This is a genomic window from Amycolatopsis sp. lyj-346 (assembly GCF_046548975.1).
Taxonomy (GTDB): domain Bacteria; phylum Actinomycetota; class Actinomycetes; order Mycobacteriales; family Pseudonocardiaceae; genus Amycolatopsis.
This window is the reverse complement of the sequence record NZ_JAJPWT010000004.1, coordinates 199,961-222,608: the sequence shown is the minus strand read 5'-3', so window position 1 is coordinate 222,608 and position 22,648 is coordinate 199,961. Positions and strand designations below refer to the sequence as shown.

Genomic DNA, 22,648 nt, shown 5'->3' with positions numbered 1-22,648 from the left:
ACGGTAACTCCGGACACGTTCCGGCGGCTTGTCCGATCGGCTAAAATCGAGCCCGTGATCTTGGTCGATCGGATAACGAGGCCGTGACGTCACTGCGCCACGTCCTGGCGACCTTGGGCGAGCCGCTCGTCGAGGTCGTCGTGGCGCCGCACGGCCTCGGCGTCGACGTCACGGACGTCGTGATCCTCGACCCCGAAGACCCCCTGGAAGCGTCCCCCGGCGACCTGGTGCTGGTGATCGGCGCGCGCGGCCGGGCCGCGGCCCCGGCGATCCGCGCGGCCGGGCGCGGTGGCGCGGCCGCGGTGGCGGTCAAGGGCGCGACGGGCGCCGACGTCGCCGCCGACGCGGGCGTCGCCCTGCTCACGGTCGGCGCGGAGGCACGCTGGGAACAGGTCGAATCACTGGCCCGCGGGGTCGTCGAGGCCGCCCGCGCGGGCGGTGAGGCGGCCAGCGGCGAGGTGCTCGGCGACCTGTTCGCCCTGGCCCAGACCATCGCGACGCTCACCGGCGGCCTGGTCAGCATCGAGGACACGGCCAACCGGGTGCTCGCCTATTCGCGCGCCGGGGACGAGGTCGACGAGCTGCGCCGGCTGTCGATCCTCGGCCGCGAGGGGCCGGAGCGCTACCTCGCGATGCTGCGCGAATGGGGCGTCTACCAGCGGCTGCGTGCCGGGGAAGGGATCGTCCGGATCGACGAGCGGCCCGAGCTGGGCATCCGCCGGCGCATCGCGGCGGGCATCCACGCCGGCAAGCAGCCGCTCGGCACGATCTGGGTCCAGGAAGGGGCCCAGCCACTCACCGAACGGGCCGAGACGGCACTGCTCGGGGCGAGCCGCACGCTGGCGCCGCAGCTCATCCGGGCGCGCACGCTGCCGAGCCCGGAACTGCGGCTGCGCGAAGACCTCCTGGCCAGCCTGCTGGAGGGCCGGCTCGACGCCGAGTCCGTGGCGGACGACATCGGCGCGGATCCGTCGCGGCCGGCGCAGGTGCTGGCGTTTTCGCTGAGTCATCCGGGACCGAGCCCCGGACCCCAGCCGGGGGGCAAGCCTCCCTGGACCCCCCAAAAGCCGGTGGTGCGCTCGGACAACCGGCAGCTGCGGCGCGCCGAGCTCGTCCACCTGATCGCCGTCCACACGGCGGCCTACCGGCGCAGCGCGCTGGTGAGCGTGATCGGCGGCCGGGTTTACGCGCTGCTGCCGGACCTGCCCGAGCACTCCGACGCGGCGGTGCTGGCGCTGGCCCGCGAGATCACCGCGACGGCCCGCCGTCACCTGGACGTCCCGGTCCGCGCGGCCCTCGGCGGGGTCGTGCCCCGGCTCTCGGAAGCGGCGGCGTCCCGCGGCGACGCCGACCGCGTCCTGGCGGCGATGACGCGCGGCCACTGGGCGGCCGACGTCGCCTCCCTGGCCGACGTCCGGGCCGAGGTGCTGCTCTCGGAAGTGCTGGCCCACCTGGCTTCGCAGCCGCGGATCCGCGACCCGAGGCTGACCGCGCTGGCGGCGCACGACGCCGACCACGGCGGCATCCTGGTCCCGGCGGTCCTGGCGTGGCTCAACGCGTTCGGCGACGTCCGCGCGGCGGCGCGGGTGCTGAACATCCACCCGAACACGGTCCGCTACCGCGTCCGCCGCGCGGCCGAGGTGTCCGGAGTGGACTTCGACGACCCGGCTCAGCGCCTGTTGACTGAGCTGCAGCTGCGGCTGTGATCCTGCTAGCTTCGCGCCCGTGGATCTCTTTTCACGCTCGTGGGCGGCGTTGCTCGCCGCGGTCGCCGCGCTGCCCGGCGCGGAGTTCGGAAAGCCGTCCGGCTGCCGGGGCTGGCTGGTCCGGGACCTGGTCTGCCACCTGGTGATCGACGCGCAGGACGTGCTGATCACGCTGGCCACCCCGGCTTCCTCGGCTCCGACGCACAACGCGGTGACGTACTGGGCGGTGTCGGACACGCTCCCGTCGGGTGAGGACCCCTTGTCGGCCCTGATCGTCCGCTTGGCGGCGGCGTACGAAGACCCGGCGCTGCTGAAGTTCCACCTGGACGACGTGGGGTCGGCCGCGGGCCGCGCGGCCGACCTGGCGGACCCGGGGATGCGGGTGTCGACCCAGGACATGGTCCTCACCGCGGGCGACTACCTGTCGGCGTACGTCCTGGAGTGGACGGTGCACCACCTGGACCTGGTGGCCCACGTGCCCTCGGCGGCCGGCCCGCCGGCCGAAGGCCTGGCGCGGACGCGGCAGATGCTGGAGCAGATCGCGGGCGCGGCGTTCCCGGCGTCGTTCTCGGACGAGGACGTCCTGCTGGTGGCGACCGGACGGCGCCCGCCGACCGAGGCGGAGACGGCAGCGCTGGGCACACTGGCCGCGCGGCTGCCGCTGGTCCTCGGATGACGTCGGCCGCGGAAACCCGAACCGCGGAAATGCGCTTCCGGTCATTTCCGACTCGATGTCCGGCTACGGGGAAATCGGCTCACACAAGTGCGGTCAGCTCCGCCAAGCGGGCTAACGCCGCGAAAGATTCGAACCGCGCCGATTGATCGTAAGCGGCGGTCGTGGCGAGGATTTCGTCCGCGCCGGTGACCGCGGCCAACCGCCCCAGCCGGTCTTCCACTTCAGCAGGCGTGCCCGAGATCTGACCGTCCAAAGTCTCCTCGAGCCGGGCGCGCTCGCGGTCGGTCATCGGCGCCGCGAGGATCTCGCCGGGCGGGTCCAGGGGCGGGAAAACGCCGTGGGAGCGCGAGTACACCGTCGCCCAGGCCTCCGAGACGAGCAGGCGCCGCGCGTCCGCCGCCGAGTCCGCCACCGCGATCGCCGTCGACACCACCACGTACGGCTCGCGCGCCCACTCGGACGGCCGGAACCCGTTCCGGTAGCGCGTCACCGCTTCGGCCAAGGCACGCTCACCACGCACCGGGGCGATCACCAGCGGCAGCCCCAGCTCCGCGGCGAGGTCCGCGCCGGACCCGGTGGCCAGCAGGAACGGCGGCACGCGCAACCCCTCGGCGGGGTAGGCGTGCACGCCGGGATAAGCGTGTTCCCCGGTGAAGAACCCGAGCAGTTCGCGGACCTGCGCACCGAAGTCCTCGGCGGCCTCTTTGCCGTGCCCCAGCGCCGATCGGACGCCGCCGGTGAAGCCGACGGACCGGCCGAGGCCCATGTCGATCCGGCCCGGGTGAAGGGCTTCCAGGACACCGAACTGCTCCGCCACGACCAGCGGCCGGTGGTTCGGCAGCATCACACCCCCGGTGCCGACGCGGATGCGCGTGGTCGCCCCGGCGACGGCGGCGGCCAGCACGGTCGGCGCGGACCCGGCAACACCCGGCACGCCGTGGTGCTCGGACACCCAGAACCGGTGGTAGCCCAGCCGTTCGAGGCCGGCGGCGAAGGCGACGGTGTCCCGCAGCGCCTGCGCGGGCCCGCGGTCCCGCCGCACGGGCGAGCGGTCGAGGACGGAGAACAGCGTCACCCCCGGTGCAACGCCGGGCGGGCGACGGGATTCCCGTCAGGGCCGCCAGCGCTCGCTGTACTCCGGGTGGTCGGCGTAGGGCAGGGCCAGCAGGCGCAGCGTGAGGCACCAGTTGGCACCGGCCTCGTCGGCGGGCACGTGGCAGGTCTCACACCAGTATTCGCTGCCGTAGAGCGGAAAGCCGGGCACCTTCTCCGACACCGTGGTGCGGTGGGCGAGCAGGATCCGCCGCGTCGCCTCGATCTCGTTGATCATCTGGTTGACCACGTCGAGCTCGAGATCGGTGAGCCCCCGGATCTTCTGCTCCACGGCAACCTTCGTCTCGCCGCGGTTCATCACGTCGCCGGCCTTCGCCTTGTTGACGGCCTGCATGATCAACGCCTGCCGCGCGCCCACCCGCGCCGCGAGGAAAGCGATCAGGTCGTCCACGAACGGCCTCCTTCCTCGAACCCGCTCCCCGATGGCCCCGGGGAGTCGTCGATCCGGGACCGCACGTTACGCCGTCGAAGACCAAGATCGTGACATCGAGATCGGCCGTGCAACATTTGTGACCCGAAAGGCGACAGCGGGCGCTTACGTGATCACTCCCCGTTCTCCGGACGTGCTTTGCTCGGCTGGACCCGCTTCGGTTCCCCCGGCATTTTCGGGTAATCCGGCGGGTAAGGCAGATCACCGAGACCGTGGTCACGCGCGTCCCGCTCGTACCACTCCAGCGCCGTCTCGAGGCCGAACGGCGAGGCGTCCATCGGCTCGTGCAGGTCGCCGTGCTTCTCCAGGAACGCCGGGATCGTCAGCACGTCGAAGTCGTCCGCGTCCACCTCGCCCAGGAGGTCCCACGTCAACGGCGTCGACACCGTTGCGCGGGGGGTGCCGCGGACCGACCAGGTCGAAGCCACCGTGCGGTCGCGGGCCGCCTGGTTGTAGTCCAGGAACACGCGGCCGCCGCGCTCCTCCTTCCACCAGGAGATCGTCGCCTTCTCCGGGATCCGGCGGGTGACCTCGCGGCCCAGCGCGATCACCGCGTGCCGGACCTGGACGAAGTCCCACTCCGGCCGGATGCGGACCAGCACGTGCACGCCGCGGCCGCCGGAGGTCTTCGGCCAGCCCGTCAGGCCCGCGTCGGCCAGGACCTCGCGGACCACCACGGCCACTTCGACCGCGTCCGCGAAGCCCGCCCGGTCCGGCGGGTCGACGTCGATCCGGAGCTCGTCCGGGTGGTCGACGTCCGGGCGGCGGACCGGCCACGGGTGGAAGTCGAACGTGCCCAGGTTGGCCGCCCACGCGAACACCGCCGGCTCGGTCGGGCACACCTCGGCGGCCTTGCGGCCCGAGGGGAACGTGATTTCGGCGGTCGAAACCCACGGCGGCGCCCCCTTGGGCAACCGCTTGGCGTAGAACCAGTCGCCCTCGACGCCGTCGACGTAGCGCTTCAGGGTCGTCGGGCGCTCCCCGATCGCGCGCAGCAGCGGCCCGCCGACCGTGATGTAGTGCTCCACGACCTGCCGCTTTGTGATGCCGCGCGCGGGGAAGTACACCTTGTCCGGGCTGGTGACGCGGACCGTGCGCCCGCCCACCTCGTACTCGACCGGGTCACCGTTCTTGGGCATGAAGCCAAACTAACGCTGATCGCGCCGCACGGCCCCCGCGAACGTGCCCCGAGCTTTCACGTGAAAGCTCGGGCCCCCGGTGGGCACTTTCACGTGAAAGTGCCCTCTGTAGGCTCGAGCGGGTGTCCGGCCGCACCAAGCTGATCGTCGCGTTCGCCGTGCTCGCCGCCTTCGCGGCGGCCGCGGTGCTGCTGCCGATCCCCGGTCCGGCCGAACTGCGGGCCTGGGCCGGCACCACCGGCCCCGCCACCCCGCTCGTGCTGCTCGTCGCGTACTCGCTGCTCACCGTGGCGCCCATCCCGCGGACGGTGTTCAACCTCGCCGCCGGCCTGCTCGTCGGCACCGCGGCCGGGATCGCGATCGGCCTGGTCGCCACCACCATCGCGGCCGGCCTCTCCTTCGGGCTGGCCCGACTGCTCGGCCGCGACCTGGTCACCCGGCACCTGCACCGCTCGGCCGTGAAAACGGTCAACGACCGGCTCTCCGGCGGCGGCGTCCTCGCCATCACGTCGCTGCGGCTGATCCCGGTCGTGCCGTTCGCGCCGTTCAGCTACCTCTGCGGGGTGTCCTCGGTGCGGCTCGCCCCGTACCTGGCCGGTACGCTGCTCGGGAGCGTGCCCGGCACGGTCGCCGTGGTCGTCCTCGGCGACGCCCTGACCGGCGACACGCCGCCCGCGCTGCTCGCCTGTTACGGCGTGTTCGCGCTGGCCGGGGCGATCGGCCTGGTCAAGGTGTTCAAGAAGCGGGCACCGGCCGAACCGCAGCCCGCCGGACCGGCTGGCTGACGCGAACTCCCGCGCGGCCGACCGCTACACTCGATCGGGTGCGCGAAGCGGTAACGCGCTGAGCAGGGCCACCACCACCGGGAATTTCGTCAGGAGCAGTCGCCATCGACACCGGTCAGCTGATCGCGGGGCACTACCGCCTCGTCGAGCACATTGGTAGCGGTGCCATGGGTGTCGTGTGGCGCGCGACCGACGTGCGCCTCGAACGCACCGTCGCGATCAAGCAGATCCTCCCGCAGCCGGGTGTCTCCGAGACCGAACGCGACAACATGCGCCAGCGCGCCATGCGCGAGGCGAAGAACGCGGCCCGCTTCCAGCACCCGAACGCCATCGTGGTGTTCGACATCGCCGAGCACAACGGCGACCCGTGCCTGGTGATGGAGTACCTGAACGGGCCCAGCCTCTCCACGATCCTCGCCGAGGAGGGCACCCTGCCGCTCGGCCGGGTCGCCCGGATCGGCGAGCAGGTCGCGTCCGCGCTGGTGGCCGCCCACCGCGCCGGGATCGTGCACCGTGACGTCAAGCCGGGCAACATCCTCATCGACGAGACCGGCACCGCGAAGATCACCGACTTCGGCATCTCCCGCGCGGCCGGCGACATGACGCTGACGGCGACCGGCCTGATCGGCGGCACGCCCGCGTACCTGGCACCCGAGCTGGCCCGCGGCGCCGACCCGGTGCCCAGCTCCGACGTCTTCGCCCTCGGCGCGACCCTCTACCAGGCGATCGAGGGCACCACGCCGTACGGCAACACGACCAACCAGCTCGCGCTGCTCTACGCGGCGGCGAACGGCCAGATCAACCCGCCGGTGCAGGCGGGCGGGGCCACCGCGCTGCTGATGAGCCTGCTGCGCAGCGAGCCGGGCGAGCGGCCGAGCATGGCCGAGGCCCGCGAGCGGCTGGCCGCGCTGGCCCGGACCGAGCCGGGTGGCATGACGGCGTCACCACCGCTGCTCTCCGGCGGCGCGGGCCGCAAGCCCGCCGCACCCGCGTCCGCGGACGACGGCGAGCGGCCACCGTGGCAGCGCACCGCCGGCGCGGCGCCGGCGTCACCACCGGCCGGCACGCCCGCGCCCGCGAACAAGGCCACGAACAAGGCGCCGTCGAACCCGCCGCGCCCGACCGCGGCGTTCATGCCGATGCGGTCCCCGGCCGCCCCGCCGAACACGCCGCCCAGACCGATGCCCGCGGCCACGCCGTCGGCCAGGGCTCCCCAGTACTCGTCGGGCACGACCAAGCCGGACAACAAGCGCAAGTACGCGATCTTCGCCGGCGCCGGCGCGGCGGTCGTCGTGGTCGCGGTGATCGTGTTCCTGGTGCTGAACTCGGGCAACGGTGGTTCCGGCGGCAACCAGACGGCCCAGTCGCCGGGCAAGCAGCCCACCTCGGGCCAGAGCACCTCCAAGCCCGCCAGCCCGAGCAACTCGAACGCGCCCGCGAGCCTCGGCCGGACGCCGACCGAAACACCGGTCACCAACTTCAGCACCGCCGGTCAGCTGGTCATCAACTACTTCAGCGACCCGGCGGCCCACTGGGACCTGCTCACCCCGGCCGCCCAGCAGGTGTACGGCAGCCAGGGCGAATACCAGGAGTACTGGGCCGAAAACAAGAAGAACATCAATGGGCCGACCGTTGCGCGCGCCGACTCGGGTGGCAACGAGGCCGACGGCTCGCTCGTCATGAACGTCAACGTCGGTGGTGCTCGGCCCGGGTTCCGGCTGGTCAACGTCGGAGGCCGGACCCTGATCGACGCCGACACGAGGCTCGGCGGCTCGAACTCGAGCAACTGAGACGTAACGCGCGTCCGGTGGGCTCAGCGGCGCCGATGGCCTACCGTGGAGCCATGGCCGACGACGGAGCTTCGCTGCCGGGCCAGAATCCTCGCTTCCACGAGGACCTGGTCGGCCTGGACCCGTACGACCCGGAGGCGCGCGCGTTCGCCGAGCACCTCGATCGCATCGAGCGGTGCGGCCCCAACTTCACCATCGAGGCCGCTCTCGACGGCGTGGCCGACTTCGCCGACTCCAGCAACCGGCTCGGCGGGCTGCGCTACTGGGTGGCCGCGCTGATCGTGGTCCTCATCGTGCTCGGCGTGATCGTGGCCGCATGGGACATCGTGGTGCACGCCCTCGCCTGGCTCGCGGCGTAACGTGGATCGGGTGAAAGGTATGAAACCCGTTGTCGGCGCGACCCCGCGCGTCGTGAAGTCCGAGCAGGAATGGCGGGAGCAGCTCAGCCCCGACGAGTTCGCCGTGCTCCGCCAGGCGGGGACCGAACGGCCGTTCACCGGTGAGTACACCGACACCAAGACCACCGGCGTCTACGCGTGCCGCGCCTGCGGTGCCGAGCTGTTCCGCAGCGACACGAAGTTCGAGAGCCACTGCGGCTGGCCGTCGTTCTACGACCCGGCCGATTCCGACGCGGTGCTGCTGCGCGAGGATCGGGCCATGGGCATGAAGCGGATCGAGGTGCTCTGCGGCTCCTGCCACAGCCACCTCGGGCACGTCTTCGAGGGCGAGGGCTACCCGACCCCGACCGACCAGCGCTACTGCATCAACTCGATCTCGCTGAAGCTGGTACCCGAGTCGTAAACCGCCCAGCTTAAATCCTCCTCAAGGGAGCAACCCGCCGCCCTTCCTCGAACGTGGTCACCGCACACGGACGAGGGAGGGCGGACTCATGACCGACACCTGGGGCATTCCCGGACCGGTGTTCGCGGGGCTCTACCTGGGGTTGCTGCTCCTGCCGGCGCTGGTCGGCGCGCTCCGGCTCGGCGCCCTGCGGCGCGGCCGGAGCGGTGGCGCGCCCGCGCGGGCCGAAGAACTCGCGCTGCTCACCGGCGGCCGCGGGCGGGCCGTCGAATTCGTCGTCGCCCGGCTGCTGGAGCGCCAGATCATCCGGATGGACGGCACCGGCCGCGTGCACCGCGTCCGCGGGAGCGCGCCGGACGACCTGGGCCGCGCCGCGCTCGTCCGGATCGGCAAGACCGGCACCACCGTCGGCTCGGTGCGCCGCGAGGTGTGGCACCACCCCGCGCTGGTCGCCGTGGAGAACGGGCTGATCGCGCGAGGCCTGCTCGTCGACGCCCGGAAGGTCCGCTCGATCCGGGTGGGCACCGCCTTCGCGTACTGGGCGCTGGTCGTGCTCGGCGTGGTCCGGTTGATCGAGGGCAGCTCCACCGGGCACCCCGTCGGCTTCCTGCTGGGCCTGCTGGTGCTGGGCACCGCCGCGGCCGTCTTCGTGACGACCCGCGCCGTGAAGACCCCGGAAGTCAAGGCCACTGCCGCCGGCCGGGCCGCGGCCGAGGCGGCCGAGCGCGCCGGTGTGCTGGCGGCCGGCCCGGCGGGCGAGGTCGCGGCCGGCGGCTTCGGCCGCCACCCCGACAAGGACGTCCGGCTGGCCGTCAGCCGCTCCACCGCGGCCCCGGCCACCCGCGGCCACTCCCGCCGCGGCCGGTCGACGGCCGCGGCCGGCGGCGGCTTCGTCGGCTACTACGGCGGCAGCTCTTCCAGCGGCGGCGGGGGCGGCAGCTCGTGTGGTGGTGGGGGCGGCAGCTCATGCGGTGGCGGCGGTGGGGGTGGCGGCGGCGGGGGCTGCGGCGGTTGAAACGCCGACGCGAACGCAGGCGTCTCACAGCTACGGTGACCGCGACACACTGAGGGGAGACGGGCGATGAGCGACCCGTGGGGCATCTCCGGACCGGATTTCGTGGTCCTCTACATCGCATTGCTCGGCGCGGTCCTGCTGATCAGGGTCGTCGTGTCCGGGATCGTGAACAGCCGGGCGAGGCGGGCGGGCGCCGTCCTGCCCGGGCCGCCGCCGACCGTCTACCAGCTCGCCTTCCTCGCCGGTGGCCCCGCCCGGGCCGCCGACGCGGCGATCGCGGCCCTGGTCGAGCGCGGGCAGCTGCGCGTCAACAGCTACCAGCAGATCAGCCAGGCCGGGAAGCGGCCGGCCGAGCCGTTGGAACGGGCCGTCTTCGACGTGGCCCGGCTGAAGACGACCGCGACGATCCGGGCGTACGTCCGCGGCTCCGCGGCGATGCGAGCCCTGGAGGCGGACCTCGACCGGCGTGGCCTGCTGGCGTCGGCGGCCGCCAAGCGGCGGGCGCGGACGTTCGGGCTGCTCCTGCAGCTGGCCGTGCTGGCGCTCGGCGTGGTGCGGCTGGCCAACGGCATCGCCCTCGACCGCCCGGTCGGGATCCTGGTGCTCCTGGTCCTGGTCGCGGTGGTGCTGGTGGTCGTGGCGGCGGTCCGCCGGTCGAAGACGGGCCCCCGCAAGCCGACCGCCGCGGGGCACCGCGTGCTCGGCCAGGCCCGGGCCGCGGCGAGCGGGCCGGTGCCGGCCGGGATGCTCGCCGGTGGCGTGCTGCTCGGCGGGGCGGCGGCCGCGGTCGCGCTGGGCGGCTGGGCGATGTACCCGGACGAGGAGCTGAGCGCGGCGCTGACACCGACGGCGTCCGGCGGCGGCGGCTCGTCCGGGTCTTCCTGCAGCAGCTCGTCGTGCTCGAGCCCGGGCAGCAGCGGGTCTTCGTGTGGTGGTGGTTCGTCGTGCGGTGGCGGAGGGGGTTGCGGTGGGTGAGCTGGGCATCGGGATCGGCTGGCGGCACGAGCTCGACCTGTCCATCGCGCGGCTGCCGGGCGTGGACTGGGTCGAGGTCGTCGCGGAGAACCTGCACGCCGACCACCTGCCGGACACGCTCGTGGCGTTGCGCGAGCGCGGCCTGCCGGTGCTGCCGCACGCGGTCTCGCTGTCCCTCGGCGGGGCCGAGCCGCTGGACACCGGCCGCGTCCAGCACCTCGCGGAGATCGCGCGGGCCCTGGACGCGCCGCTGGTCAGCGACCACGTGTGCTTCGTGCGCGCGGGCGGGCTCGACTCGGGGCACCTGATGCCGCTCCCCCGCACGCGCGAGGCACTGGACGTGCTGGTGGCGAACGTCCGGCTCGCCCAGTCCATCGTGGACGTGCCGCTGGCGCTGGAGAACATCGCCGCGGTGCTCGACTGGCCCGGCGCCGAGCTGACCGAGGAGCAGTTCCTCACCGAGCTGACCGACCGCACCGGCTGCCGGCTGATCATCGACGTGGCGAACCTGTACGCCAACGCTCGCAACATCGGCACCGACCCGGTCGCGTTCCTGGACGGCATCCCGTGGGAGCGCCTGGCGTACGTCCACATGGCGGGCGGCATCGAGCGCGACGGCGTCTACCACGACACGCACGCGCACCCGGTGCTGCCGGAGGTGCTGGCGTTGCTGACGGAGCTGCGCCGCCGCACGGACCCGCCGGGCGTGCTGCTGGAACGCGACGACGACTACCCGACCGACGACGAGCTGGCGGCGGAACTGGCGGCCCTGCGCACGGCGGTGACGGGGTGAGCCGCTCCGAACTGGCCCGGCGCCAGGCCGAGCTGCTGCACGCCCTGCTGGCCGACGGCCCGCCACCGCCGGGTTTCGACCCGGCCCGGCTGCGGGTGGAGGCCCGGCTGCTGCGCCGCAAGCACGGGCGGGTGCTGGCTCATCAGCGGCCGGAGCTGGTGGAGGCGCTCGGTGAGCGCTACGGGCCGCTGTTCGCGGAGTTCAACGCGGGCCGCCCGAAGAAGGCGGCCGAGCGATCGGGGGCGTACGCGGACGAGTTCGTGACCTGGCTGATCGACGGCGGCCACCTGCCGAAGCCGAAGCGGAGGCTGGTCGACCGCCTCCGGCGCTGCTGATCCACAACTCGGCCTGCCTGTGGACAACCAGGCTCTGACCAGGCTTTTCGTCGGTCGCCGCCGGTAGACTGGAACCGGGGGGCGCCCCCGGCGGGCGGCGGGGTTCCGGCAAAGTTGCCCATCTGCGTTTCGCGCCGTCCGTCGCGGGCCGGGCCGGGCCGGGCCGGGCCGGTGGGGTAGGCGGCCGCTGCAGTGTCGTTGGTGGCGGTTCGGCGGAGTCGGAGCCCTCGCCGCCGCCCCGACGCCCCACCGACCAGACTCGTGGCCGGGACGGCCGGACTCGTGGCCGGGACGGCCGGACTCGTGGCCGGGACGGCCGGACTCGTGGCCGGGACGGCCGGACCAGGACTTCGCCGGGCCCCTGGCCCCCGGGGGATCTGCTTCAGGGGGTCCAGGTCGGTTTGTCGACTCCCGGTTCGCGGGTCCCGAACTCCCAGTACGGCTCCGCCCCCGGCAAGCCACCCGCCATCCGGACCCGGGTCAGCCGGCCATAACCGCTGTCCGCTTCCTCCAGCAGGTCGCCGAAGTCCACGTCCGCGGCCGCCGGGTCCTTGCGCCCCAGCGAATCCAGCCAGTGGCCCGTTCCCGCCAGGGACAGCCGGGCCCGCCAGGTGCCGCCGTCCTCGACCTGCCTGCCCAGCGCCGTCATCACCGCCGCCGCCGTGAGCCAGCCCGTTGCGTGGTCCAGCGCCTGGACCGGCAGCGGGGACGGCGGGTCACCCCAAGCCAGGCCGCTCGACATCTGGACCAGGCTGTCGAACCCGCGCCGCCGGGCCCACGGGCCTTCCCAGCCGTACGCGCTCAGGTCGGCGATCACCAGGCCCGGCCGCAGCGAAGCGAGCTCCGACGGCCCGAAGCCGATGCGCTCCAGTGCGCCCGGCCGGAACGACTGGACCAGCACGTCGGCCCGGCTGATCAGCTTCTTCAGCCGAGCGCGGCCGCCCTCGGTGTCCAGTGCGACGAACGCCGAGCGCTTGCCCTGGCCCGTATCGCGCACCAATGGCTCGATGCGCGGCAGGTGCGCGGCCCCGACGTGCAGGACGTCGGCGCCGTGCGCCGCCAGGACCCGGCCGGCCACCGGCCCGGCGAGCACGTGCGTCAGCTCCAGGACCCGGATGCCGCCCAGCGGCCGGTCCGAGTAGAACAACGTCCGCTTGGGCGCCGGGGCCAGCGGAGCCAGGTCCACCAGCGGCAGCGAAGCCACCGCCACCCCCTGGGGGTGCGCGGCCCAGTCCGACGGCGAACGCAGCTCGGCGGCCGCTCCCCCGGCCGACACGACGGCGTGCTCGACCTCCCGCGCGCTCCGCCCGGCAACCGCCTTCTCGACCGCGGCCCGGGTCCCGGGCACGCCCAGGCCCCAGCACACCGCCGATTCGTGCCGCGGGTGGTTGCCGTGCAGGCGCACCCAGCCGTCGGCCGTGCGGTAGTCGCCCGAGAGCGGCGCCCAGACCGGCTCGGCGGCGACGCCCTCCACCTGCAGCAGCTGCTCGCTCCGGAACGCCGCCGCCGCGTGCCGGGTGTCCGCGGTGACCACGCCGGGCTCGATGTCGCGCACCTTGAGCATTTCCGCGGCCGCCAGGGTCGCCGCGGCCACCGAAGCCGTGGCGGCCGCCGCCACCCGGTACGGGCCGGGCAGCGCGTCTTCGGTGCCGGTCAGCTCGAACGGCCCCGGCCGAGATTCCGCGAGGGCGTCCCAGACGCCCTCCACAATTTCGCGCACTACGGAAGTGCCGCGACGAGCTCGGCGGGCGGCACGCGGGTGCCGGTGTAGAACGGGATCTCCTCGCGCACGTGCAGCCGCGCCTCGGTGCCGCGCAGGTGCCGCATGAGGTCGACGATCCGGTGCAGCTCGTCGGCCTCGAAGGCGAGGATCCACTCGTAGTCGCCCAGTGCGAACGACGCGACGGTGTTCGCGCGCACGTCCGGGTAGTCGCGGGCTTCCTTGCCGTGGTCGGCGAGCATCTTGCGGCGGTCGGCGTCCGGCAGCAGGTACCACTCGTAGGACCGCACGAACGGGTACACGCAGATGTACTTGCGGGCCTCTTCGCCGGCCAGGAAGGCCGGGATGTGGCTCTTGTTGAACTCGGCGGGCCGGTGCAGCGCGGTCTGGCTCCAGACCGGCGTCGACGCGCGGCCGAGCGGCGTCCGGCGGAACCCGGCGTAGGCGGCCTGGACCTGCTCGATCTCCTCGGCGTGCCACCAGATCATGTAGTCGGCGTCGGCGCGCAGCGCGGCCAGGTCGTAGACACCCCGCACGGTGACGCCCTTGGCCTCCAGGCCGTCGAGGTACTCGGCCGTCTCCCGGCCGGCGGTCCCGCGGTCTTCGCCCAGCCTGCCCGGTTCGATCCGGAAGACCGACCAGGTGGTGTAGCGGATGGTGTCGTTGAGCTCGTTGTAGTTGACCCGCGCCATGGGTCCATCCTGTCACCGCGGCGGCAGCATCGCCGCCACGGGTCGGGTGAGCGCGGTGAGGCTTGTTCTGCCGTCGCCCGGCGCAAGGTGGCTGTTCTCCGGCAACCTGCGGATTCGTAGCGCCGAGCTAACCAGAACAAGCCTCACTCACGCCGTCAAGTGGGCCGCGATCCGCTGGGCGGCCGCCTCCGCCGTCGCGACACAGGCCGGCAGCCCGACGCCGTGCAGGGTCGCCCCGGCGATGGCCAGGCCCGGCACTTCGGCGACGGCCTTTTCGATCCGCTCGACGCGTTCGAGGTGCCCGGTGCCGTACTGCGGCAGCCCGCCGCCCCAGCGCATCACCAGGGTCTCGACCGGTGCCGCCGTCACGCCCGTCAGCCGGGCGAGGTCGTCGCGGACCAAGCGGACCAGCTCGATGTCGTCGGCCCGCAACGCGCCCGGCTCGCCGAACCGGCCGACCGAGCCGCGGACCAGCACTGGACCGGTGCCGTAGTGGGCCCACTTCCGCGACGAGAACGTGAACGCCTTCGACGCGTACGGCACGCCCGAAGCGTCCTGCTCGCCCTGGCCGATCAGGATCCCCGACGCCGCGGGCAGCACGGTGCCGGGTGGCAGCGCCAGCGCGACCACGGCCATCGACGCCAGTTCGACCTCGCCGAAGGCCGCCGAAGCCGCCGGGACGACGTCGGCGAGCAGGCGGCGGGCCGAGGGCGCGGGCACCGCCAGCACCACCGCGTCGGCTTCGGCGTTGTTGCCCGCCGGCGCGTGCGCGGTCGGCGCCGCGCCGATGCGCAGCCGCCAGCCGGCGCCGTGCCGCTCGATCTCGCACACGGGCAGGCCGGTCCGCAGCTCGGCGCCGGCCGCCGCGGTGAGCCGGTCGATGACCGTGCCGAGGCCGCCCGGGACGGTGCCGAACACCGGCGCCGTCGACGGGTTCGACGGCAGCTGGGCGGCGGCCGCCGCGGTCAGCGAACCGGCGCCCGCCGCCAGCGCGGAAGCCAGGCCGGGCATGGTCGCGCGCAGGCCGAGGCCGTCGGCGCCACCCGCGTAGACGCCGCCGAGCAGCGGGTCGACCAGCCGGTCCACCAGTTCGTCGCCGAAGCGGTCGCGCAGCAGCGATCCCAGCGGCACGTCCCCGCCGGGCAGCCGCAGCTCGGGCAGCGACGGCTCGGCCTCGACGGCCCGCCGCCCCGCGTCCGACAGCACCCCGGCCACCGATTCGGCCGACGCCGGCACCCCCATGACCGTGCCGGGCGGCAGGCCGGTGACGACGCCGCCCGCGTGGATCTTCGCGCGGGCGTTCGTCGGGTGGACGACGTCGAGGCCGAGCTCGCGGACCAGCGCGAGCATTTCGGGACGGCGGACGAGGAAGGCCTCGGCGCCCACGTCGTAGGGCACCCCGGCGAGCTCGGCCGTGCGCAGCTTCCCGCCCGGCGCCGTCGTCTTTTCGAAGACCGTGATCTCGGCTTCGGGGCCGAGCAGCCGCCGCAGCCGGTACGCCGCGGTCAGCCCGGAAATGCCGCCCCCGACGACCGCGACGCGCTTCACAGCTCGTGCACCAGCCCGACCACGCGGGTCAGCACGTCGGGATCGACCCCGGGCAGCACGCCGTGGCCGAGGTTGAAGACGTGGCCGTCGGCCGCCTTGCCCTCTTCGGCGATGCGCCGGACCTCGGCCTCGAGCACCGGCCAGGAGGCGTGCAGCAGCGCCGGGTCGAGGTTGCCCTGGACGACGATTTTTTCCGGCGCGCGCCCGTTGAGGCCGAGGCGCCGCACGGCTTCGTCGAGCGGGATCCGCCAGTCCACGCCGACGACGTCGGCGCCCGCGTCGCGCATCGCGACCAGGAGCTCGCCGGTGCCGACGCCGAAGTGGATCCGCGGGACGCTGTACTCCGCGACGCCCGCAAGGAGCTTCGCCGAGTGCGGCAGGACGAACTCGCGGTAGTCCCGCTCGGACAGCGCCCCGGCCCAGGAGTCGAACAGCTGGATCGCGTCGACGCCGGCGTCGAGCTGCGCGCGCAGGAACGTCAAGGCGATGTCGGCGAGCCGCCCGGCCAGCTCGTGCCACACCTCGGGCGAGGTGTGCATCAGGGCCTTGGTGTGCTCGTGGTTGCGGCTCGGGCCGCCCTCGATGAGGTAGCTGGCCAGCGTGAACGGCGCACCGGCGAAGCCGATCAGCGGCGTCTCGCCGAGCCGCTCGACCAGCAGCCGGACGCCGTCGGCGACCTTCGAGACCTGGTCGGGCTCGAGCTCCGGCAGTGCTTTCACGGCGGCGAGGTCGCGCACCGGCGTCGCGACCACCGGGCCGGTCCCGGGCACGATGTCGATGTCGACCCCGGCGGCCTTGAGCGGCACCACGATGTCGCTGTACAGGATGGCCGCGTCGACGCCGTGGCGGCGGACCGGCTGCAGGGTGATCTCGGCGAGCATCTCGGGATCGAAACAGGAGTCGAGCATCGGCACGCCTTCGCGCAGCGCGCGGTACTCGGGCAGCGAGCGGCCGGCCTGGCGCATGAACCAGACGGGCGTGCGGGCCGGGCGTTCGCCGCGCGCGGCAGCCAGGAACGGGGCTTCGGGCAGCTCGCGGCGGGCGGCCGGAGCGGCCGGGCGCGGCAGGGGCGTGGTCTGAGACATCGCCGTCAATCGTGCCACGAGCCCGGGCGGGCCGTCCTCTCGGCGCGCCTGCCCCCGCAACAGGGCGTGCCCGCCCTAAAGTCGGTGCGTGACCGCGATGACGCCAGTGCCCGAGCTCTTCCGCGAAGCAGTCGCGGCGCTGCAGTCCGTCCGGCCCCGTCCGGAGGTGCTGCTGGAGCCGATGCGCCCCCCGCAGCGGCTCGCGCCGTGGTCGTACGCGGTCAGCTGCGAAGTGTCCGGGCCCGCCGACGTGCTGGCTTCGGGGCGGCTGGTCCTGCTGCACGACCCGGACGGCCAGGACGGCTGGGACGGCGTGCTGCGCCTCGTCATGTACGTGCGCGCGGAGCTGGACCGCGAACTGGCGACCGACCCGTTCCTGCCGGCGGTCGGCTGGTCGTGGCTGACCGACGCCCTGGAGGTGTCCGGGGCGAGCTGGACGGCCCTCGGCGGCACGGTGACCGAGACGTCGTCGGCCCGCTTCGGCGACATCTCCGGGCCCGCCCGCACCGACGACCTGGAACTGCGGGCGTCGTGGACGCCGTCGGACGCCGGGCTGCTGCCCCACGGGCAGGCCTTCTGCCAGGTGATGGCGAGCGTCGTGGGCCTGCCGCCGGTCGGGGTGACCCTCTTCGGGCAGCGCCAGGGCTCCTGACCCACCCCGCCCGCAACCCCGAGCGGCTGTCCGGGCGATCTTCGGCAACGAATCGGCAACGGCGGGTCGTCGCGAGCCGTACCGGGACCGCGCCTTGTACGGATGTGAGCAAAATTCACGTCTGCTGAACAGCGTTCACCTCGCCTGTGCACCCCTGAGAGCCCCCCAGGCGCCGGAAACGGCCCGGATGACCATCCGGCACCCTGCGCCGCCTCCCGGATCTCCGAGGCCGTTTCACGTCTCCTCGTTCGTGACTCCTCGCGGTCACGCACCGCAACAAGATCAATTCCCGGGCCGGGCGCCTGTAGTTACCCGCAACGGACACGGACAGTCACCGTCGCCGACCTCGGCAGGCGCCCGCGAAGCCGTGCGGGCGAGTTGATCACGCCCCGGCCGGGGCCACTTTCCGAGGGTTGGGGGAGCCCATCCGGACCCCCGCTACTAGGCGCACCGGCAGCTGCACGGCTCATCTGCACGGCCATTTGGACGCCGGTAACTCCTTTGCATCGTGTTCACTGGGCTATCCGTTAGCAACCGGCCGTGTACTAGCCCGATCGTGTTACTACGAACCCACTGCGTGACTGTTCGTTTGAGATAGATACCCATTCGATCCCCCCGCAACGGCCTCAGGACGGCTACAGTGCCTTCGACGACACCACTTTCGGTCTAAAGCTGGCGCGGCTGAACGGCCGAAGGTCCCGGTGCCGGTCGGGGGGCACGACCGACTCCAGGGAGGTAGTGACGTGGCTACCGTCGGCTTATCTCAGGCCGTCCGATCCACGCCAGCCGGTGCATTGCCGGCGAGCATGGTTCCGCACCCGCGGGAAGAGCTTTTTTCCGTGTTGGTGGTCGATGACCACCCGCTGTTGAGGGAGGCAATCGCAGCAAGACTCGCACAAATGGGTGCGGGTACCGTCCACGAAGCCGCCACGGTGGCCGAGGCGAGGGCGCGAGCACAGGCCACTGGGCCATGTGACCTGGCGATCCTCGATCTCGGACTGCCGGACGGCAGCGGCATCGAGCTGGTTACGGAACTCCGTAGCCACGGCTGGCCGCGCGTGGTGGTCCTCGCATCCTCGGACGACCCGTACGCGGTCCGCTCGGCCTTCCAGGCCGGGGCCCAGGCGTACCTGCTGAAGTCCGCGTCGCCGGTCGTGGTGACCGACGGCGTGCGGCGCGTGCTCGAGGGCGGCGTCTACGCCGACCCGAGCGTGGCTCCGGTGCTGGCCACCGGAACCCGCGTCGCGGGCACCGACAACACCCCGCGCGAGCTGTCCGCTCGTGAGGTGGAGGTGCTCCAGCTGGTCGCCGACGGACAGTCCAACAAGGAGATCGGCGAGGAGCTTTCGCTCTCCGCCCTCACCGTCAAGTCCCACCTGTCCCGGATCGGGCGCAAGCTCGGCACGGGCGACCGGGCGCAGATGGTGGCACTGGCCATGCGAGCCGGCGTCATCCGCTGACGAAAGCACACCTCCCTGCGGGGCGGGCGGACCAGGCGCGGTACGCCCGTCCCGTAGGGTCGTCAACCATGGGAAGCACTGAGGCCGAGGACACCGGGATGGAGATCGAGTCCACGGGCGGCCCTGTGCTGCTACGCGAACCCGCCGAGGGCACACCCCCGGTGATCACCGAACCTTCCGCGCTGGCCGAGGCCTGCGCGAAGCTCGCCGCGGGCAGCGGCGCGGTGGCCGTCGACACCGAACGCGCGTCCGGCTACCGGTACTGGCCCAAGGCCTACCTCGTGCAGCTGCGCCGCGAGGGTGCCGGCACGGTGCTGATCGATCCGATCGAGCTGGCCGACGACCTCCAGCCGCTGCGCGACGTCCTGAACAACCTGGAATGGGTGCTGCACGCCGCTTCCCAGGACCTCCCCTGCCTCGCCGAGCTGGGCCTGCACCCGGCGGCGCTGTTCGACACGGAGCTGGCCGGACGGCTGGCGGGCTACGAACGCGTCGCGCTGGGCACGCTCGTCGAGCTGTTGCTGGGGTACACCCTCGAAAAGGGCCACAGCGCGGCCGACTGGTCGAAGCGGCCGTTGCCGGTCGACTGGCTGAACTACGCCGCCCTCGACGTCGAGCTGCTCGTCCAGCTGCGCGAAAAGCTGGAAGCGGAGCTGGGCGCCCAGGGCAAGCTGGAGTGGGCGCGGCAGGAGTTCGAATTCGTGCGGACGGCCCCGCCGCCGCCCCCGCGGGCCGAGCCGTGGCGCCGGACGTCCGGCGTGCACAAGATCCGCAGCCCGCGCGGCCTCGCGGCGGTCCGCGAGCTGTGGCAGGCGCGCGACGAGCTGGCCCGCAAGCGCGACCGGGCCCCGAGCCGCATCCTGCCGGACAGCGCGATCGTCAACGCCGTCACGGCCGATCCGAAGACGGTCGAGGAACTGCAGGCGCTGCCGGTGTTCAGCGGCCGCGTCCAGCGCAAGTACACGGCGAGCTGGCTGCGCCACCTGCAAGCGGCCCGGGCGCTCCCGGCCTCGGAGCTGCCCTCGCCCGCCCAGCCGACGGACGGCCCGCCCCCGGTGAACCGCTGGGCGGACAAGGACCCGGACGCGGCCGCCCGCTTGTCGGCGGCCCGCGCGGCCTTGGCGGCGATCGCCGAGGACCGACGGCTGCCGGTGGAGAACCTGCTGCTGCCGGACCTGGTCCGCCGCACGTGCTGGCGCCCGCCGGCCGAAACGGACGAGGACACGGTCGCCGACGTCCTGCGCGCGGGTGGCGCCCGGCCGTGGCAGGTCGAGCTGACGGTGGCCGCGCTGAGCAAGGCTTTGCAGACCACGGCTTCCTGACAGATCCACGACAGTTCCCGGCCAGTGTCGCGCGGGAACCGGGGATCGCTCGCTCGTCGATCTACCTTCGCCGGAATCCAGATCTCCGGCGAAGGTGCTCTGCGCACGGACGTAAAATCGAGGTCTTCGTGGACCGATGGGCCGTGCCGCCGACACCATCAAGCCGCTGTCGGTAAACATTCAGCGGTCAGAACCCGCCCACTGGAAAGCCACTTCGCGTCGGGGCTCAGTCGATCCAGCTGGGCATCCGGACCCTTCGAGATCTCCAGGACCTGCTCCCCGGCTCCCGCTAGTCCGCGAGGGCCGCCAGCAGCGTGTGTGCCTCCGCCCGCAGGTCACCCGACGGCTCACCCAAGCCCACCAGCCGGACCACGCCGTCGGCGCCCTCGCGCACGTGGGCTTCGACGTCCAGCGCCGGGTCGTCGCGGCGGATCACGGCGATGCTCTCCACCAGCCCAAACACCAGGTCCGTCCGGATCCCGACGGCCGCAGGTGCCACGCCTGCCGCCGCCACCAGCCGTCCGTACGCCGCTTTCAGTTCGGCTCGCTCGGTGCGGAACCGGGCCAGGTTGGGCGAACCGACCTCCGGGAGCAGGTACAACGCGCCCAGGTTGTGCCGGGCGCCGCCCAGCAGGCCGATGTCCGCGTACGCCAGCGCCCACAACCGGACCGCCGCCGGGGCCGCTCCGGCCACCAGGCGAGCCGCCAGTGCCAGTGACGGGCGGACCGTCTCGGCCAGCAGTGCCGCGAGGATGTCTTCCTTCGCCGGGAAGTGGTAGTAGAGCGACGCCTGGCGCAGTCCCGCGCGTTCGGCGATCGCTCTGGTCGTCGTGGCCGCATACCCGGCTCCGGTGAACAGCTCCCCCGCCGCGTCGAGCACCGCCTGGCGCGCGTCCGGGCGGCTCGCCGCCGCCCCGCTCGCCCTCGGCCTGCCGACTCCCGCCCCTTTGACCACGGGCGTGATCTTGCCAGGTCCGCGGCCGCGACACGCGCACGGAGGCGCGGTTACGCCCGGATGTCGTCATTGACGTCGCGTCGATCCCGGCGTTAACGGATCCCTAACCCCGCGGAGATGATCGCGTCGCGGCGGCGACCTAATTTCTGTCAAGCGATCGAAACTAGGCCAGGAGCGCGCATGACCCCACCCGACGAACTCGCCGCCTTCGGCTACCGCCAGGAACTCCGCCGGTCGCTGGGCGGGTTTTCCGCCTTCGCCGCCGGTTTCTCCTTCGTCTCCATCCTCACCACCGTCTTCCAGCTCTTCGGGTTCGGCTACACCTTCGGCGGCCCGCTCTTCTTCTGGACCTGGCCGGTCGTCCTGGGCGGCCAGGTGCTCGTCGCGCTGGTCTTCGCCGAGCTCGCCGCGCGCTACCCGCTGGCCGGCTCGGTGTACCAATGGGCGAAACAGCTGACCCGAGGCTTCCTCGGCTGGCTCGCGGGCTGGATGATGCTGCTCGGCTGCGTCGTCGCCCTCGCCGCGGCCGCGATCGCGCTGCAGGTCGTGCTGCCCTCGGTGTGGGACGGCTTCCAGGTCGTCGGTGGCGATCCGTCGGTGACCTCGCCCTCCGGCGCGGCCAACGCCGTGCTGCTCGGCACCCTGCTGCTGGTCTTCACCACCGCGGTCAACGCCGCCGGGGTCCGGCTGATGGCGCGGATCAACGACGTCGGCGTCGCGGCCGAACTGCTCGGGGTCGTCGTCCTCATCGCCGGGCTGGCCCTGTTCGCCGTCCGCGGTCCGCAGGTCGTGCTGCACGACGCGCCCGGCACCGGCGCCGGGATCGGCGGCGTGCTCGCTTCGGCGCTCATGGCGGCGTACGTCCTCTACGGCTTCGACACCGCCGCGTCGGTCGCGGAGGAGACGAAGGACGCGCGCAAGGCAGCGCCCCGCGCGGTGCTGCGCGCCGTGCTCGTGTCCGGGATCGGCGGCCTCGCGGTGGTCGTCACCGCGCTGATGGCCGCGCCGAGCCTCACCGACGGGCAGCTCGCCGGCCACGGCCTGCCGTACGTCATCACCGCCGTCTTCGGCGACACCCTCGGCCGGGTCTTCCTCGCCGACGTCGCGATCGCCGTCGTCGTCTGCACCCTGACCATCCAGACCGGCACGGTCCGGCTGATCTACGCGATGGCCCGCGACGGCGCACTGCCCGCGTCCGCCCGCCTCGCCGGGGTCAGCCCGCGCACCGGGACGCCGGTCGCGCCCGCACTGCTGTCCGGCGCGCTGGCCATCGGGCTGCTGCTGCTCAACGTCGGCAACCCGACGCTGTTCAGCACGATCACCGGGACGTCGGTGGTGGTCGTCTACCTGGCGTACCTGCTGGTCACCGGCCCGCTGCTGGGGAAACGGCTGCGCGGGGAGTTCCCGGCCGAACCGGGCCGGTTCTCCCTCGGTCGCTGGGGCGTTCCGCTGAACGGCGCAGCCGTGCTCTACGGCATCGCCATGATCGTGAACATCGGCTGGCCCCGCGCGGAGATCTACGATCTCGCCGGTTCGGGCTCCCCCTGGATGCTCTTGTTCCCGATAGAGTTCGTCGGCGGCGCGCTGGTGATCGGCTGGCTCTGCTGGCTGCGGCTGCGCCCCGCTCCCGCCCTCGAACCCGCGACCTGAGAGAGG

At 73.1% G+C, this 22,648-nt stretch carries 22 protein-coding genes; 14 read left to right on the top strand and 8 right to left on the bottom strand.

The window, feature by feature from the left end:
- Nucleotides 1-83: 83 nt before the first annotated feature.
- Both ACLJQE_RS15960 and ACLJQE_RS15955 read left to right on the top strand, forming a co-directional pair.
- Complete coding sequence (locus ACLJQE_RS15960) at nt 84-1,706, top strand: PucR family transcriptional regulator (RefSeq protein WP_410639993.1); 1,623 nt, start codon at nt 84-86, stop codon at nt 1,704-1,706.
- Nucleotides 1,707-1,725: 19 nt separating this feature from the next.
- Entirely contained in the window at nt 1,726-2,382 is a 657-nt protein-coding gene (locus ACLJQE_RS15955) for a maleylpyruvate isomerase N-terminal domain-containing protein (RefSeq protein WP_410639992.1), read from the top strand.
- A gap of 79 nt (nt 2,383-2,461) precedes the next feature.
- Here ACLJQE_RS15955 and ACLJQE_RS15950 read toward each other — a convergent pair whose 3' ends face one another.
- From ACLJQE_RS15950 to ACLJQE_RS15940, 3 genes are all read right to left on the bottom strand, one after another.
- Nucleotides 2,462-3,457, bottom strand: a complete 996-nt coding sequence (locus ACLJQE_RS15950) for an LLM class flavin-dependent oxidoreductase (protein WP_410639991.1) — start codon at nt 3,455-3,457, stop codon at nt 2,462-2,464.
- Nucleotides 3,458-3,493: 36 nt separating this feature from the next.
- Nucleotides 3,494-3,886, bottom strand: coding sequence for a DUF6221 family protein (locus tag ACLJQE_RS15945; protein ID WP_410639990.1), 393 nt, complete (start codon nt 3,884-3,886; stop codon nt 3,494-3,496).
- A gap of 152 nt (nt 3,887-4,038) precedes the next feature.
- Nucleotides 4,039-5,064, bottom strand: coding sequence for a DNA polymerase domain-containing protein (locus tag ACLJQE_RS15940; RefSeq protein ID WP_410639989.1), 1,026 nt, complete (start codon nt 5,062-5,064; stop codon nt 4,039-4,041).
- A gap of 122 nt (nt 5,065-5,186) precedes the next feature.
- On the opposite strand from ACLJQE_RS15940, the gene ACLJQE_RS15935 reads away from it, so the two are divergent.
- The 8 genes from ACLJQE_RS15935 (at nt 5,187) to ACLJQE_RS15900 (ending at nt 11,558) form a co-directional block, all read left to right on the top strand.
- A complete protein-coding gene (locus tag ACLJQE_RS15935; RefSeq protein WP_410639988.1) occupies nt 5,187-5,849 on the top strand; it encodes a TVP38/TMEM64 family protein in 663 nt (220 codons plus the stop codon).
- 119 nt (nt 5,850-5,968) lie between these two features.
- Nucleotides 5,969-7,639: a protein kinase domain-containing protein gene (locus ACLJQE_RS15930; RefSeq protein ID WP_410640311.1), complete on the top strand. Its 1,671-nt coding sequence runs from the start codon at nt 5,969-5,971 to the stop codon at nt 7,637-7,639.
- A 53-nt stretch (nt 7,640-7,692) separates the two neighbouring features.
- Entirely contained in the window at nt 7,693-7,998 is a 306-nt protein-coding gene (locus tag ACLJQE_RS15925) for a hypothetical protein (RefSeq protein WP_043781162.1), read from the top strand.
- Nucleotides 7,999-8,017: 19 nt separating this feature from the next.
- A complete protein-coding gene (msrB, locus tag ACLJQE_RS15920; protein ID WP_410639987.1) occupies nt 8,018-8,440 on the top strand; it encodes a peptide-methionine (R)-S-oxide reductase MsrB in 423 nt (140 codons plus the stop codon).
- An 88-nt stretch (nt 8,441-8,528) separates the two neighbouring features.
- Nucleotides 8,529-9,455 (top strand): TIGR04222 domain-containing membrane protein, encoded by a 927-nt coding sequence (locus tag ACLJQE_RS15915; protein ID WP_410639986.1) that lies wholly within the window; start codon nt 8,529-8,531, stop codon nt 9,453-9,455.
- Nucleotides 9,456-9,521: 66 nt separating this feature from the next.
- Nucleotides 9,522-10,430 (top strand): TIGR04222 domain-containing membrane protein, encoded by a 909-nt coding sequence (locus ACLJQE_RS15910; RefSeq protein WP_410639985.1) that lies wholly within the window; start codon nt 9,522-9,524, stop codon nt 10,428-10,430.
- Nucleotides 10,423-11,223, top strand: a complete 801-nt coding sequence (locus ACLJQE_RS15905) for a DUF692 domain-containing protein (RefSeq protein ID WP_410639984.1) — start codon at nt 10,423-10,425, stop codon at nt 11,221-11,223. Before ACLJQE_RS15910 ends, ACLJQE_RS15905 begins: the two co-directional genes overlap by 8 nt.
- Complete coding sequence (locus ACLJQE_RS15900; RefSeq protein WP_410639983.1) at nt 11,220-11,558, top strand: hypothetical protein; 339 nt, start codon at nt 11,220-11,222, stop codon at nt 11,556-11,558. The genes ACLJQE_RS15905 and ACLJQE_RS15900 overlap by 4 nt, the downstream gene beginning before the upstream one ends.
- Before the next feature lie 382 nt (nt 11,559-11,940).
- Here the strand turns inward: ACLJQE_RS15900 and ACLJQE_RS15895 are convergent, their stop codons facing one another.
- From ACLJQE_RS15895 to hemE, 4 genes are all read right to left on the bottom strand, one after another.
- A complete protein-coding gene (locus ACLJQE_RS15895; protein ID WP_410639982.1) occupies nt 11,941-13,278 on the bottom strand; it encodes a CoA transferase in 1,338 nt (445 codons plus the stop codon).
- A complete protein-coding gene (gene hemQ, locus ACLJQE_RS15890; protein ID WP_410639981.1) occupies nt 13,278-13,970 on the bottom strand; it encodes a hydrogen peroxide-dependent heme synthase in 693 nt (230 codons plus the stop codon). Before hemQ ends, ACLJQE_RS15895 begins: the two co-directional genes overlap by 1 nt.
- Nucleotides 13,971-14,117: 147 nt before the next feature.
- Nucleotides 14,118-15,518 carry a protoporphyrinogen oxidase gene (gene hemG, locus ACLJQE_RS15885; RefSeq protein WP_410639980.1) on the bottom strand — a complete coding sequence of 467 codons (1,401 nt, stop codon included), beginning with the start codon at nt 15,516-15,518 and terminating at the stop codon, nt 14,118-14,120.
- Nucleotides 15,515-16,603: a uroporphyrinogen decarboxylase gene (gene hemE / locus ACLJQE_RS15880; RefSeq protein WP_410639979.1), complete on the bottom strand. Its 1,089-nt coding sequence runs from the start codon at nt 16,601-16,603 to the stop codon at nt 15,515-15,517. Before hemE ends, hemG begins: the two co-directional genes overlap by 4 nt.
- Before the next feature lie 88 nt (nt 16,604-16,691).
- Here hemE and ACLJQE_RS15875 point away from each other — a divergent pair, with 88 nt between their 5' ends.
- The 3 genes from ACLJQE_RS15875 to ACLJQE_RS15865 all read left to right on the top strand — a co-directional run bounded on the left by ACLJQE_RS15875 (nt 16,692) and on the right by ACLJQE_RS15865 (nt 20,037).
- Nucleotides 16,692-17,255, top strand: a complete 564-nt coding sequence (locus tag ACLJQE_RS15875) for a DUF3000 domain-containing protein (RefSeq protein ID WP_410639978.1) — start codon at nt 16,692-16,694, stop codon at nt 17,253-17,255.
- A 743-nt stretch (nt 17,256-17,998) separates the two neighbouring features.
- The gene (locus tag ACLJQE_RS15870; protein WP_033291604.1) at nt 17,999-18,715 is read left to right on the top strand and encodes a response regulator transcription factor; all 717 of its coding nucleotides are present in this window, start codon (nt 17,999-18,001) and stop codon (nt 18,713-18,715) included.
- 98 nt (nt 18,716-18,813) lie between these two features.
- Nucleotides 18,814-20,037, top strand: a complete 1,224-nt coding sequence (locus tag ACLJQE_RS15865) for an HRDC domain-containing protein (RefSeq protein ID WP_410640309.1) — start codon at nt 18,814-18,816, stop codon at nt 20,035-20,037.
- A 289-nt stretch (nt 20,038-20,326) separates the two neighbouring features.
- On the opposite strand, the gene ACLJQE_RS15860 is transcribed toward ACLJQE_RS15865, so the two are convergent.
- Nucleotides 20,327-20,992 (bottom strand): TetR/AcrR family transcriptional regulator, encoded by a 666-nt coding sequence (locus ACLJQE_RS15860; RefSeq protein ID WP_410639977.1) that lies wholly within the window; start codon nt 20,990-20,992, stop codon nt 20,327-20,329.
- 180 nt (nt 20,993-21,172) lie between these two features.
- Here ACLJQE_RS15860 and ACLJQE_RS15855 point away from each other — a divergent pair, with 180 nt between their 5' ends.
- Nucleotides 21,173-22,642, top strand: coding sequence for an amino acid permease (locus ACLJQE_RS15855; protein WP_410639976.1), 1,470 nt, complete (start codon nt 21,173-21,175; stop codon nt 22,640-22,642).
- The last annotated feature ends 6 nt before the right edge of the window (nt 22,643-22,648 follow it).

What these genes read in the sequence shown, in the direction of transcription:
- hemQ (WP_410639981.1), bottom strand. Translation starts at nt 13,970, where the DNA reads ATGGCGCGGGTCAACTACAACGAGCTCAACGACACCATCCGCTACACC.
- ACLJQE_RS15865 (WP_410640309.1), top strand. Translation starts at nt 18,814, where the DNA reads ATGGAGATCGAGTCCACGGGCGGCCCTGTGCTGCTACGCGAACCCGCC.
- msrB (WP_410639987.1), top strand. Translation starts at nt 8,018, where the DNA reads ATGAAACCCGTTGTCGGCGCGACCCCGCGCGTCGTGAAGTCCGAGCAG.
- ACLJQE_RS15915 (WP_410639986.1), top strand. Translation starts at nt 8,529, where the DNA reads ATGACCGACACCTGGGGCATTCCCGGACCGGTGTTCGCGGGGCTCTAC.
- ACLJQE_RS15910 (WP_410639985.1), top strand. Translation starts at nt 9,522, where the DNA reads ATGAGCGACCCGTGGGGCATCTCCGGACCGGATTTCGTGGTCCTCTAC.
- ACLJQE_RS15940 (WP_410639989.1), bottom strand. Translation starts at nt 5,064, where the DNA reads ATGCCCAAGAACGGTGACCCGGTCGAGTACGAGGTGGGCGGGCGCACG.
- ACLJQE_RS15925 (WP_043781162.1), top strand. Translation starts at nt 7,693, where the DNA reads ATGGCCGACGACGGAGCTTCGCTGCCGGGCCAGAATCCTCGCTTCCAC.
- ACLJQE_RS15855 (WP_410639976.1), top strand. Translation starts at nt 21,173, where the DNA reads ATGACCCCACCCGACGAACTCGCCGCCTTCGGCTACCGCCAGGAACTC.
- hemE (WP_410639979.1), bottom strand. Translation starts at nt 16,603, where the DNA reads ATGTCTCAGACCACGCCCCTGCCGCGCCCGGCCGCTCCGGCCGCCCGC.